Below are 13,107 nucleotides of genomic sequence, written 5' to 3' on the forward strand. Positions count from 1 at the left end.
GGGTGGAGGTGGCGGCGGCTTGATCTCGCTGATGATGGTCGCGTCCATCGGCTTCTTGATCAGCTCGACCGTCTGGCGCGCCAGCCCCGACACGAGCGCATAGCCCACGCCGACGTGGAACAGCACCATCACCGCGATGCCCACGGGCCCGAAGCGTGATTTCGGGTTGAAGTCCTTGCGGGAGCGCTTCATGGGATGAACTGCTCCGCGCCCACGATGCCCAGCTTGCTCACGCCCGTGCGCTGCGCCGAGGCCATCACGCCGGCCACCACCTCGTACTTGGCGCGGCGGTCGGGCCGCAGATGCACCTCGGGCTGCACGGCCTGCGCGGCGACCTGCTCGAAGCGCCGTTCCATCTCCGTGCGGTCGGCCAGCGGCTCGCCGTTCCACTGCACGACGCTTAGCGCGTCGATGTCGATGCGCAGCACCTCGGGCTTGAGGTCGCTGGGCGGCGGGTTGCCCGTGGGCATGTTCAGGTTCACCGAATGCAGCTGGATCGGGATGGTGATGATCAGCATGATCAGCAGCACCAGCATCACGTCGATGAGCGGCGTGGTGTTGATGTCCATCATCGGCTCGTCGGAAGGCGTGCTGCTGCGCCGCCCCTGCTTCTGTTTTCTTGGCATGGCTTGCTTGTCTCGCTGTCTGCTCGTCTCAGTTGCGCGCGGGCGGCTCGGTGATGAAGCCCACCTTGGCGATCCCGGCCGCCTGGCAGGCGTAGATGATCCGGCCCACCGGCTCGTAGTCGGAATGCCAGTCGCCGCGGATGTGCACCTCGGGCTGCGGGTTCAGGGCCGCCACCTTGGTGAGCCGCGCCACCAGCGCGGGCGTGTCACGCACCGGCGTGTCGTACCAGTAAGTGCGACCGCTGGCTTCCACCGAGATCACGACGGTCTCGGGCTTGCTCTCGCGCACCTCGTTGCGCTCCTTCGGCACCGCGACGGGCACCGAGTAATTGACCACCGGGATGGTGATGAGGAAGATGATCAGCAGCACCAGCATCACGTCGACCAGCGGCGTGGTGTTGATGGCCGCGATGGCCTGTTCCTCGTCTCCCCCGGAAGCCGGGATGTTCATCGCCATGGCGCGATCCGCTTGCGTGCGTGCGCGCGCGTCAGGCCGCGGCGCTGCCGGCCAGGATCACGGAGTGCAGCTCGCCGCTGAACTCGCGCACGTCGTCCATCACGGTGATGTTGCGACGCAGCAGCCAGTTGTAGCCCAGCACCGCGGGCACGGCCACGGCCAGGCCGATGGCGGTCATGATGAGCGCCTCGCCCACCGGGCCGGCCACCTTGTCGATCGAGGCCTGGCCCGCCACGCCGATGGCGGTGAGCGCGTGGTAGATGCCCCAGACAGTGCCGAACAGCCCGACGAAGGGCGCGGTGGAACCCACGGTGGCCAGCAGCGACATGCCGTTGCCCAGGCGCCGCTGCACGCGCTCGGTGGCGCGGTGGATGCACAGGTCGACAAAGTCGGCGAAGTCGACCTTGCCGCGCAGGCCGTCGTGCTTCTGCGTGGCCTGCATGCCGGCGTCGGCGATGAAGCGGAACGGGCTGCCCTCGGCCAGCCGCGCGGTGCCGGCCTGCACGGTGCCCGCGTTCCAGAACTCGTTGTCGACCGCGCGCGCCTGGCGGCCCATGCGCATCTGCTCGAGCAGCTTGGTGACGATCACGTACCAGCTGCCCATCGACATGATCGCCAGGATGGCGAGCACGGCCTTGGCGACCGCATCGCTCTGCGACCAGAGCGCGCCCACGCCGTAGGGGTTGTCGACCTTGGCGGTGGCGGCCGGCGCGGCAACCGGGGCGGCGGGCTTTTCGGGCACCGCCACGGGCGCCGGCGTGGCGGCAGCAGCACTGGCCGCGGCCTGCGGTGCGGCCGGCGTCTGGGCGCCTGCGAGTTGCGGCGCGCTGCCCAGGCCGAGGGCCAGAACAAAGGGCGCGGCCACGGCCGTCAGCCGTGCAAGGAATGTCTTCGTCATCGTTGTCTTCTCCAGAAAAATAGATTGCTTCAGGCGCCGGCCTGCCAGCCGTGCGCCTTGTCCCAGACCGCCTGCACGCCGCTGCCCGCGCCCTGCACCACGTGGTAGCGGTCGTAGGGCGCGGCCGTCATGCAGGCGTGGTGCGGCAACACGCGCACGCGGGCACCCAGGGGCAGCGCGCGGAACATGGCCTGTGCGTCGTCATCGCCTTCGCAGGCGATCAGCCCGTGCTCCTGGTGCAGCTCGGCCACGCACAGGCCGGGCAGCGGCACCGTGCCGTCGGCCCGGCACACCAGCCCGAAGCCCAGGCCGGCGCGGAACTCAGCCGCCGACTGGTCCTTCGACAGCGCGAGCGCGCCGGCATCGATCAGCACGCGACGCGAGCGCGGGTTGTGGCCGATCACCGTGGCCAGCACCGACAGCGCGATGTCGTCCACGCCGCAGATGCCGCGCGCCGCCTGGTCCAGGTCGAAGAAGGTGTAGACGCCGGGGCGCATCTCGGTGACGCCCTCGAGCGTCTGCGCGCACACGGCCGTGGGCGTGGAGCCCACGCTCACCACCTCGACCGGGATGCCGACCGCGCGCAGCCGCTCGGCCGCATGCACGGCGCCGGCGCGCTCGGCCTCGGCGATGGCGCGGATCGCCGTGCCGCCCTGCACGTGGTAGCTGTGGCCCGCATGCGTGAGCACGCCGGCCAGCGCCAGCGATTCGCTGCGCTGCACCTCGCGCGCGAGCGACAGCAGGCCGTCGTCACGCGGACCGACGCCGCCGCGGCCGCCGCCCGTGTCGATCTCCAGCAGCACGCGAAAGCTCGCGCCCAGCGCCCGCGCGCGGGCACCGGCCGCCTGCACCGCCTCGACCGAATCGGCCAGCAGCGTCACGCGCGCGCCATGCGTGCGCTGGATGTCGTGCAGCGCCTCGATCTTGTTCGCGTCGATGCCCACGGCGTAGGTCAGGTCGGTGAAGCCGTGGCGCGCGAAGTAGGCGGCCTCGGCCACGGTCGACACCGTAAGCCCGCCGGCCTGCCCGCGCGTGGCGCGCCGCGCCACCTCCGCCGACTTGGCGGTCTTCAGGTGCGGGCGCAGCGCCACGCCGTGGCGCGCGGCGCGCTGCGCCATCGCTTCGCAGTTGCGTTCGAGCACGCCGACGTCGAGCAGCAGCGCGGGCGTGGTGAGTTCGGCCAGGGGCGTCATCGGCCGGTTCCGGACGCGATCTGCGCCATCACGCTGTCGATTTCCTCGGCCACGCGCTGCACGAGCGGCGGCAGCAGCACCAGCGTCATGTGCGCGGCGCCTTCGATGCACGCCAGGCGGCGTTGCGTCGACAGCGCCGCATGCGCTTCCTGGAACTCGGGCCAGCGCTGCTGCACCGCGGCAATGGCCGGATCGGCGCCGGCCGGCAGCGGTTGCTGCCTGGCCCACAGCACGGCCAGCGGACGCGCACCGAAGTCGGGCGACGCGGCCGCCTGGCGCGCGACGTGCGGCAGGCCGCGCACCTCGGCCACCATGGTGTCGAGCGCTTCGGGCGTGTAGGTCGCCTTCATCTGGCGCAGCACCTGCGGCATGTCGGCGAACAGGGCCTCGATGGGTGCCTGCTCCGGCGGCGGCGTGCCGCCGGCCTGGAAGTCCGCGCGCTTCACGCGCTCGGCCGCGAACTGCGATTCGGGCGGGTGCTCGTACATCGCGAACTGGTCGGGGTGGCTGGCGTCGAGCATCACCACACCTGCGACCTGTTGCGGGTACAGGCCCGCGTAGACCCGGTTCAGCAGGCCGCCGAGCGAATGGCCGACGAGCACGATCGGGCCCGTCACGCCGGCGGCTTCGAGCAGCGCGTGCAGGCGGTGCGCGGTGCGCTCGCCGTCGAAGGGCGCGTCGTCGGCTTCGCTCCAACCCATGCCGGCGCGGTCGTAGCTGATCACCGGGTGCTTGGCCGCCAGCGCCTGCTGCAGGCGCGCGTAGGTCGGCGAGGCACAGCCGCCGCCGGCTTCGATCACGATCGTGGGCTGCGCCGCGCTGGCCGCCACGGGGCCGCTGCGCTGCAGGTGCATCGCGCGGCCGTCGATGGTGTAGAGCTCGCCGGGTGCGGCCATGTGGTACGGGCGACCGGGCTGTTCCACGCGCGGCCAGTAGTCCAGGTCGCGCACGCGGTACGGCAGGTTGGCGAAGTCGGTGCTCAGCGAGGCCGGCGTCGACACGTACAGCACCGACTTGGCCAGGGGCCCGAACTCCGCGTGGAAGTGCTGCGCCGACTTCACGATGACCAGCTTCTTGGCCGCCAGGTCGATGCCCAGGCCCGTGAAGAGATCGGCGCCGATGACCTGGTTGCGCTTGCTGATGAGCACGATGTCCACGCCGTCGGCCGCCTGCACCCACACGCACGGGCCCATGGGCGTGCGCACGCCCGACAGGCCGCCCTGCGAATGCGCCTCCACCACGTTCATCACCGTCACATGCAGGTCGATCGGGTCGCCCGAGGCCGGGCCGCACTTGCCGCCCAGGCGCAGCTCGAAGCTCGCGCCCACGCCCGCGTCGCGGCACAACTGCACCGCGCCCAGGTCCCACACGCCGCCGAAGGCCACGTCGCCGATGCCGCGCTCGACCACGGCGCGCAGCATGAAGGTGCTGTCGCTGGTGGCGCCGCCGCCGGGGTTGTCGGCGGTGTCGGCAATGACCACGGGGCCGCCCTGCACGGCCATGGCCTTGGCGAGCGTCTCCTCGATCGAGAGCGAGGGCACGCCGGTCTCGTGGCGCAGGTCCCAGAAGCCGCGGCCGAGTTCTTCGGCGAGCTTGGCGGCCAGCGCGGGGGCGTTGTCGGTCACCACCCAGAGCTTTGCTCCGGACTCGGGCACGTCGGCCCACGGAAAGCCATGGCCCAACGACACCGAGAGCACGCCCGGCAGCTTTTCGGCGTCCTGCATGCGGCGCACGAAGCCGGCCATCGGTTCGCGCGTGGTGTGCCACTTGCCGACCATGCGGCAGTCGTGCACGGCGGTCACGGGCTTCACGCGGCCCTGCGCGGTGTCGACCACGATGCGGATCAGCTCGGTCAGGCGCTCGAAGGCATCGGTGTGCGGATATTCCTTGTAGCAAATGATCGCGTCGGCCGTGTTCACCATCTTCTGCGTGAAGTGGCAGTGCAGGTCGAGCGACACGCCGATGGGCACGTTCGGCCCGACGATCTCGCGCACGCGCGAGATCACGTCGCCTTCGCAGTCGTCGTAGCCGTCGGCCACCATCGCGCCGTGCAGCACGAGGATCACGCCGTCGACCGGGCCGGCCTTGCGCAGGTCGTCCAGGATCTCGTCGCGCAGGCGCTCGTACACGCTGCGCACGGTGCGCCCCAGCGGCTGCGCGAAGGCCAGCAGGCTCTCGACCGTTTCATGGCCTTCGGCGGCCAGCTGCCGGCGCACTTCCACCGCGTACAGGCCGTAGCCGGTGGCGTCGCGCGTGCTGGCGTCGCCGCGGAAGATGCCGTATTCCTCGTAGCTGCCCAGGCCGGTGGGGGCCGAGACGAAGGTGTTGGTTTCGGTGGCGAACAGGGTGGTGAAGAACTTCATGCGCGGGGCTCCTGGCGGGCAAGGTGGATGTTTCGCGAGCGCGTGGTGGCGAACAGCAGTCCCACGACCCGGCCGCCCTTGCGCTCCACGTTGAGAACCGATTTGCCCAGCTGGGCCAGCACCGGGTCGACCGAGGCGAGCGTCGCCACGTCGGCCGACAGCGGCGTCAGCACGCACGCATGCTGGCCGTGGCGGCCCTGCACCGTGAGCTGCAACCTGCCGTCGACCAGCACCATCCGCGCGGTGGCGTCGAGGTCGGGGCTGGTGTAGTCGCCGCACAGTTCGTCGGCGAGCGACGCGGCATCGGGCGCGGTCTCGGGCAGGCGCTCGAAGCGGCGCGGCTGGCCGCCTTCGTGCAGCACGAAGGCATCGGGTGCGCGTTGCGGGTCGATGTCGGTGGTGTCGATCACGAGGTCGTTCGTCGGCAGGTCCTGCAGGCCCAGCCACAGCGTGCCGTCGCCCTGGTTCAGGGGCCTGGCCTCGCCGGCCTGCCACGACAGCGCCAGCTTGCCGGCCACGTCCGCAAAGCCCAGCAGGCCGCCCGTGGAGGGGGCGTGGTAGCGCTGGCCGGGCAGCGCGGGGAAGGCGCTGGCCAGCGGACGCACCTCGGGCGGCGCAAGCGCGTCGCCCAGCAGCAGCTCGATCACCTTGAGGGCCAACGCCGACGGCGACACGGGCGCCCCGTTCACCATGGCGATGATGTCCAGCCCGTGGCTGGGCACGCTGATCATCTGCGACTGCGCGCCGAGCACGGCGCCCGCGTGGTGCACGATCTCGACGCCGCGGTACGGGTGGCGCGCGAGGCCGAAGCCGTAGTTCACCTTCGAGCCCGACGACAGCGTGGTCGGCGCCGACAGCAGGGCCCAGCTCTTCGCGCTGCCCACGATCTTCTCGCTGCCGTGCATGTGCGCGAGCCAGCGCAGCATGTCGTCCGCCGTCGACACCAGCGAGCCGCCGCCGTCGAGTTCGCACGGGTACAGGCCGCGGCGCCAGCCGCCGCCGGGCGCGGGCATGTACAGGCCGGCCATGCCGGGGACCACGTCCAGGTCGGTCACCACCGACGAGGTGTCCGCCATGCCCAGCGGGTCGAACAGGCGCGCCTTCAGGAAGTCGTTGAAGCTCTTGCCGCTCACGCGCTCGACGATCTTGGCCAGCAGGAAGTAGCCGCCGTTGCTGTAGACCATGTGCGTGCCGGGCTCGAAGTTCAGCTCGCTCTGGCGCGCCATGGCCGGCAGGCCCGGGCCGGGCAGCGTGAACGTGAGGCCGTGCGCAATGGCCCACAGCTCGTCGTGGCCGCGCCAGCCGCTGGTGTGCGTGAGCAGGTGGCGCAGCGTGGGGCCGTTGGCGCTCAGTTGCGGCAGCTCGGGCAGGTATTTCTGCACCGGGTCTTCCACGTCGAGCAGGCCGTCTTCGGCCAGCAGCAGCACGGCCATGGCCGTGAAGTGCTTGCTGGTGGAGGCGATGCGCATGCGCGTGGTCGGCTTGAGCGCCACGCCCATCTCCAGGCTGGCCATGCCGACGGCGCGGCGGTACAGCAGGCGGCCATGCTGCGCGATGGCCAGCACCAGGCCGGGCGCGTCGCTGCGGTTCAGGGGCGCCACCAGCGCGTCGATGGCGGCCAGTGCGGAGGCGGTGTCAGGAAGAGAGGCTGAAGGGTGTGGTTGTGACATGGAGGAACAACGAACGATGAAAGGGGGAAGCGGAATCTCGACGCAGCAGGCTCAGTTCGGCTTCGCTTCGCGCATCAGGCGAACGAACGGGCCTTCGGCGGCGCGCAGCACCATGGCGCCCAGGCTGCCGCCGACCAACGTGGTCACGACGATGGACACCGCCAGCCCGTTGGGCATCGACTTGAGGGCGTCCGACAACATGCCGACCACGAGCGGCCCCACCACGCCGAAGGGCAGGCTGGCCAGCGTGAGCATGGCGATCGTGCGGGCGCGCAGGTGCGGCGGCGCCGCGTCCTGCAGCACGTTGGGCAGCAGCACCGCGCTGCCGATGAGCGGCACTACCAGCAGGCCCAGCAGCGCGAAGTTGTGGTTGGCCGAACTCGTGAACAGCAGCAGCGTCGACATCAGCGCCGCCGAAAGATTGCCCAGCATGATCAGCCGCAGCGCCGCCGCCGGCCCCATGCGCGGCTGCACGTAGCGCATCGACAGCACGCCCAGCAGGCCGCCGGCCACCGTGCCGCACAGGAAGGCCAGGCCCATGCCCTGCCCCATCTGCACCGGCGTGACGCCGTAGGTGCGCGCCGTGAGGATCGGCAGCCAGGTGCCCAGCGAGCTCAGGCCCACGCTGGTCAGGCCCACGCCGACCACCAGGCCCGCGAAGGTGCGCCAGTGCTGGCGCAGGTGCTGGCGCAGGGTCGTGGCGCCCGGTGCGTCGGTGGCCGGTGCCCCCGGCTTGGCCTTGGCCTCCTGCGCACCGCCGCGCGGCGTGCGCCGGATCGACAGCACCAGCAGCGTCACCGGAATGCCGGCGCTGGCCAGCACGAAGAAGGTCAGGCGCCAAGCTTCGAGCTGCTGCATCGCCACCGGCAGCCAGGGCCGCAGGTCGTCCGTGAGGTGCACGATGGTGCCGCCCAGCAGCGCGCCCAGCGCACTGCCGAAGATGGCCGACAACGCGAACACCGCATTGGCCAGCACCCGCTGCGCCCGCGGGAACAGGTCGGGGATCATGCTGTTGGTGATGGGCGTGAGGCCCGCCTCGCCCACGCCCAGGCCGACCGAGGCGACGAACAGCACGCCGTAGTCCATGGCCGTGCCGCGCATGGCGGTGGCGGCGCTCCACAGCACCACGCAGGCCGCGAGCACCACGCGCCGGTCGTAGCGGTCGCTGAGCCAGCCCAGCGGCAAGGTGGCGATGCCGGTGAACAGCACGATGCCCGCGCCCTGCAGCAGCCCGAGCTGCGTGTCGGACAGCGACAGCGTCTGGCGGATCGGCTCCGTCAGCAGCGTGAGGATGACCTTGTCGATCGAGCCCAGCACCGTCGCGATGATGAGCACCGCCAGCGCATACCAGGCGCTGGTGGGCGCCTTGCGGGTCGTTTCCAGGGCCGCAGGGGCGGCCGCATCCAGCGGCATCGGTGCCGCGAACGGTGGGAGGCCCGACATGTCAGAACGGAACGTTGACGTTCACGCCGATGGTGCGCGCGGGCACGAGCGCCGCAGTCACCAGGTTCGGGTTCGCGTTGAGTCCGGTTTCGATCGACACGATGCCGCGCTTGTTCGTCAGGTTGCGCACGTAGGCCGAGACGCTGAAGCGCTTGAAGTCGATGCCCGCCTGCAGGTCGACCAGCGTGTAGGCCGGCATGTTGATGCTCGGAATGGCCGTGCTGCCGCGGTAGCCCGCATCGCGCTTGCCGGTGTAGCGCGCGCTGATGCCGACGTAGGCCGGGTGGTCGGCCAGGCTGAAGTTGCGCGTCACGCCCAGCGTGGCGGCAAAGCGCGGCGTGTGCGGCAGGCGCGCGCCGGCCTTGGCGCCCAGGCCCTTGGCATCCTCGGTCAGGCGCGCATCGACGGCCGCGGCATTGGCGGTGAAGCGCCATTCCTTGCTGGGCTTCCAGTTGAGCGTGACCTCGCTGCCCTTGATGCGGGCCGCGCCCGCGTTGGTGACGAACACGAAGGCGCCGCTGCGCGTGGGCTGCTGCACGCCGGTCCACTCGATGTCGTACAGCGCCGCCTCCAGCGACAGCGTGCGGTCCAGCAGGTCGGCCTTGTAGCCCAGCTCGTAGCTCCACAGCGAGTCGGAGTTGTACATCGGCTGCACCACGTTGCGGTCGGTGTCGGCCTTGAGCACGTTGGGACCGCCGGGGCGGTAGCCGCTGGCCGCGCGGAAGTACATGGTGCTCGTCTCCGACAGCGTGTACTTGGCGGCGGCCAGGTAGGTGGTCGGGCTTTCCGACGAGGTGCCGGCGGCACTGGCGGCGACCGACCCGACGAGCTGGCCGGTCTGGCGGCTGGCGTACTTCTGGTTGTTGCGCGCCAGGCGCACGCCGCCGGTGAGCGAGAACCTGGGCGTCACGTTCCAGGTGACGTCGCCGTAGGCCGCCTCCTCGCGGTAGCGCGAGGACTGCGTCGAGGTCAGCAGGCCGAGGCTGCGGCCCCCGATCAGGTTGGCGTCCATGACGCCGTTGTTGCTGCCGCGTTCGCGGTTCAGGTACAGGCCCGCCAGCCACTCGATGGTGGTGCCCGAGCGCGAGGTCAGGCGGAACTCCTGGCTGACGCGGTGCTGCTCCACGGCGCTGTTCACCGGCACCGAGGCCACCGGCACGCGCAGCGCGCTCAGCAGCGGCCCGTAGCGGCCGGTGACGTCGACGACGTTGTTGATCTTCACGTCCTGCGCGGAGGTGATCGAGTTCAGGCGGGCCCAGCCGAAGTCGTATTCCACGTCCAGTCCGAACAGCTGCGTGAGGTTGCTGTACGACTCGTTGGCCGACAGCTGGCGCGTGCGCTCCCGCGTCCAGGGGCGCAGCGTGCGCTGGTCCATGTCCTCGAAGCCCAGGCCCTTGCGATGCACGTCCTGCACGGTGCCCGTGAGGCGCACCGTGAGTTCGCGCGTGGGCGTGAGCAGCAGCGAGACCCGGCCGCCGTCGGTGTGGCCGCGGTCGATGTTGCGCCCGCGCGCCAGGCCCGTGGCGTCGTAGCTGCCGCCGAACTGGTCGGTGAAGGCAGCGAAGCGCACGGCCGCCACGTCTTCCTTGAGCGGCACGTTGAGCACCGCGCCGGTCGTGAAGCCCGGACCGCCGCCCTGCGTCCACGAGGTGCCCAGCTTCACCGAGCCCGCGAACTCCATGGTGTCGGGCTGATTGGTCACGTACTTGAGCACGCCGCTCATGGCGCCGGCGCCGTACAGCGTGCCCTGCGGGCCGCGCAGCACCTCGATGTGGCTGAGGTCGAGCATGCCCATGTCCAGCGGCGTGTTGCCGCCGCTCGCGCCGGCCGAGCTCATGCCGGTGGCCACGTCGTCCACGTACACGCCCACGGTCGCGATGCCTTGCACCGGGCCGGTGGTCAGCCCGCGCATGGTGAGCGTGCCGCCCACGCTGCCGCTGCTGGTGAGGTTCACGCCCGGCTGCTCGGCCACGTAGTCGGCCAGGTTCTTGGCGCCCGCGCGCTCCAGCGCCTGCGCCTTCATCACGTTGACCTGCATCGGGATCTCGCGCACCGGCTCGCGGCGGCGCGTGGCGGTGATGGTGACGCTGTCGAGCGACTGCGGCGCCTCGTCGGCCTGCGGCTTCGCAGCGGCGGCCGTGTAGATCACGATGGCGCCGTCCTCACCGCGGCGCGTCTGCAGCGGCGTGCCTTCGAGCAGCCGCGCCAGCGCGTCCTGCGGCGAGAGCGCACCCTTCACGCCGCGCGTGGCCACGCCCTTCACGTCGTCGACCTTGTAGAGCAGCTGCACGCCGCCCTGCGCGATGTAGGCGTCCAGCGCGGTCTTGAGATCGCCACCGCTCACGTCGAAGCCCTGCGGCGGGGCCTGCGTCTGTGCGTGCGCGGCCATGCCGCTGGCCAGCGCCCACGCGCCGCCGATGACCCAGGGGCGCAGTGCGCCGTACGTTCGCTTCTTCATCTGGGGCGGCAGGCCGGTGCGGGGCGCGGTGCGATTCATTGTGTGTGTCTCCAGCGTGGTTATTTGTTTGGGTACCCACTGAGACGAATGCCCCGTCACATTCCGGTAATTTACGGATTCGAAATTCTGATTTCGTTGCCGCTCTCATGCGCGGCGAGGCCGAAGCCCTGCTTGAGAAGCCCCACGAAGCCGCTCATGTTGTTCGCATCGAAGCTGCCGCCGATGCGCACCTGCGCAATGACCGGGTCGGCGATCACGAGCTTGCGCAGGTTGTAGCGATTGAACTGCGCGGCCGCGTCGCCCAGCGTGGTCTGGTCGAACACGAGCTTGCCTTCGCGCCAGCTGAGTTCGTCGTCGACCTGCTTGGGCGCCTTCGACATCACGAGCACGTTGTCGGCATGCGTGACCGCCGCCTGGTTGCGCGTGAGCACGGTGGGCTCGGCGCTTCGGGCATCGGGCTTGGCCGCGGCGATCTGCACGCGCCCCTCCTCCACCGTCACGTTCACCTGCTCGCCCTGGCGCCGCACGAGAAAGCGCGTGCCCAGCACGGTGATGCGGCGGTCGCCGACGATCACGACGAAGGGATGGTTCTTGTCGTGCGCGATGTCGAAGTAGGCCTCGCCCGCATCGAGCCACACCTTGCGCCCGCTGTCGTTCACGGCCGTGCGCACCTGCGTGGCGGTGTTCAGCGTGAGCTTCGAGCCGTCGGACAACGCGACCGACTGGCGCGCACCTACGGCCGTGGCGTAGTGCTGGCCGCGTTCTTCCTGCGTGTACTGCCAGCCGAGCCAGGCGGTGCCCGCGGCGGCCACGAGCACGCCGGCGGCGATGCGTTGCAGCGAGAAGCGCGACAGGCGCGGGGCCGGACGTGCGGCTTGCGGTGCGGGTGCCGGCGTGGGCAGGGGAATGGGAACCGCTGGCGTGCGCAGCGCGCCCAGCCGGTCGCCGCGCTCCCAGGCGCTGGACAGCCGCAGCCAGGCCACGCGGTGGGCGATGGAGGCGGCGATCCAGGCGTCCAGCTGCTGCTGGTCGGTGTCGGTCCAGTCGCCGCTGTCGCGGCGGGCCAGCCAGTCGGCGGCCAAGGATTCAATGCGCTGGGCTTCGCTCATGGTGAGAGCCTCCGCTCGTTCTGCGCTCGCCCGAAGGCCTTGGTGTCCAGTTGCACGCCGCCCGACAGCAGGGCGTCGGCCAGGGCGCGCACGCCGCGCGAGACCTGCCGCTCCACCGTGTCCTCGGTGATGCCCAGCTGCGTGGCGACCTCGCGCTGCGAGAGCCCGTCGATCTTGCGCATCTCGACCACGCGGCGGCACTTGGAGGGCAGCGCGTCGAGCGCCGTCTGCAGCAGCCGCAGCTCGCCGCGGCCGGCGGCATGGCGTTCGGGCGTGAGTTCGTCGGCCGAGAAATCGAGCGCGTCGAGGTCGGCAATGATCTCGATGGAAACGATCTGCGCGCGCCGGGCGCGGTCGATCAGCAGGTTGCGCGCGGTGGCAAAAACGAAGGGCTTGACCTGGTCGGGCATGGATCTGGAGGCGGACTCGTAAATGCGCACGTAGACGTCCTGCCGCAGGTCGGGCACTTCGGCGTCGTCGCGCCAGTTGCGGCGAAGGAAGCGCGTGAGCGCGGCTTCCATCGGCAGCACCTCGCTGACGAACCAGGCATCCAAGTCACTGAGAACCACGAAGCGCTCCTGGAAATTGAAGGGCCGACACACAAAGCGGCAGGTCGCCGGGATTGGCGACAGACAGTGAGACGAACGGCCCGAAGATTTCCGGTAACGCGCGAAGGCCCGCCGGCGAAATTTCCTTGAACTCCCATGCCCGGCGGCGGACCCGGAAATTCTAGAAGGCCGGGCCCGAGGGCTTTTCCCCCTTGCCCCGTTACCGGAAAGTGCGCTCGAACTCGTCTCACCGGGGGCAGAAGAAAAACCAATTCGCGGAAAACAGACCGACATGATTCGAATCCGGAGGCAGCCCCCCACCTTCCTTGCCCTCTTCCTCAC

10 protein-coding genes and 1 pseudogene are annotated in these 13,107 nt (G+C 70.5%); all 11 read right to left on the reverse strand.

Going from position 1 to position 13,107, the window contains the following annotated elements; all coding sequences use genetic code 11:
* Positions 1-192, reverse strand: a pseudogene (locus AC07Y4_RS31455) (energy transducer TonB); the annotation flags it as partial.
* Positions 189-626 carry an ExbD/TolR family protein gene (locus tag AC07Y4_RS31460; RefSeq protein ID WP_062477298.1) on the reverse strand — a complete coding sequence of 146 codons (438 nt, stop codon included), beginning with the start codon at positions 624-626 and terminating at the stop codon, positions 189-191. The gene AC07Y4_RS31460 and the pseudogene AC07Y4_RS31455, both read right to left, overlap by 4 nt.
* A 28-nt stretch (positions 627-654) precedes the next feature.
* Positions 655-1,083, reverse strand: coding sequence for an ExbD/TolR family protein (locus AC07Y4_RS31465; protein WP_495275600.1), 429 nt, complete (start codon positions 1,081-1,083; stop codon positions 655-657).
* 31 nt (positions 1,084-1,114) lie between these two features.
* Positions 1,115-1,981 carry a MotA/TolQ/ExbB proton channel family protein gene (locus AC07Y4_RS31470; protein WP_095746596.1) on the reverse strand — a complete coding sequence of 289 codons (867 nt, stop codon included), beginning with the start codon at positions 1,979-1,981 and terminating at the stop codon, positions 1,115-1,117.
* 29 nt (positions 1,982-2,010) lie between these two features.
* Positions 2,011-3,174, reverse strand: coding sequence for an alanine racemase (locus AC07Y4_RS31475; RefSeq protein ID WP_495275601.1), 1,164 nt, complete (start codon positions 3,172-3,174; stop codon positions 2,011-2,013).
* Positions 3,171-5,537 (reverse strand): alpha/beta fold hydrolase, encoded by a 2,367-nt coding sequence (locus AC07Y4_RS31480; protein WP_495275602.1) that lies wholly within the window; start codon positions 5,535-5,537, stop codon positions 3,171-3,173. The genes AC07Y4_RS31475 and AC07Y4_RS31480 overlap by 4 nt, the downstream gene beginning before the upstream one ends.
* Positions 5,534-7,207 carry a serine hydrolase domain-containing protein gene (locus tag AC07Y4_RS31485; RefSeq protein WP_495275603.1) on the reverse strand — a complete coding sequence of 558 codons (1,674 nt, stop codon included), beginning with the start codon at positions 7,205-7,207 and terminating at the stop codon, positions 5,534-5,536. The genes AC07Y4_RS31480 and AC07Y4_RS31485 overlap by 4 nt, the downstream gene beginning before the upstream one ends.
* Positions 7,208-7,258: 51 nt before the next feature.
* On the reverse strand, positions 7,259-8,650 hold the full coding sequence (locus AC07Y4_RS31490) for an MFS transporter (protein WP_095746600.1): 1,392 nt from the start codon (positions 8,648-8,650) through the stop codon (positions 7,259-7,261).
* Position 8,651: 1 nt separating this feature from the next.
* Positions 8,652-11,147 carry a TonB-dependent receptor gene (locus AC07Y4_RS31495; RefSeq protein WP_495275604.1) on the reverse strand — a complete coding sequence of 832 codons (2,496 nt, stop codon included), beginning with the start codon at positions 11,145-11,147 and terminating at the stop codon, positions 8,652-8,654.
* A gap of 71 nt (positions 11,148-11,218) precedes the next feature.
* Positions 11,219-12,217: a FecR family protein gene (locus AC07Y4_RS31500; RefSeq protein WP_495275605.1), complete on the reverse strand. Its 999-nt coding sequence runs from the start codon at positions 12,215-12,217 to the stop codon at positions 11,219-11,221.
* On the reverse strand, positions 12,214-12,786 hold the full coding sequence (locus tag AC07Y4_RS31505) for an RNA polymerase sigma factor (RefSeq protein ID WP_223301388.1): 573 nt from the start codon (positions 12,784-12,786) through the stop codon (positions 12,214-12,216). The genes AC07Y4_RS31500 and AC07Y4_RS31505 overlap by 4 nt, the downstream gene beginning before the upstream one ends.
* Positions 12,787-13,107 lie beyond the last annotated feature (321 nt).

This window comes from Variovorax sp. GW460-12-1-14-LB1 (assembly GCF_059423605.1).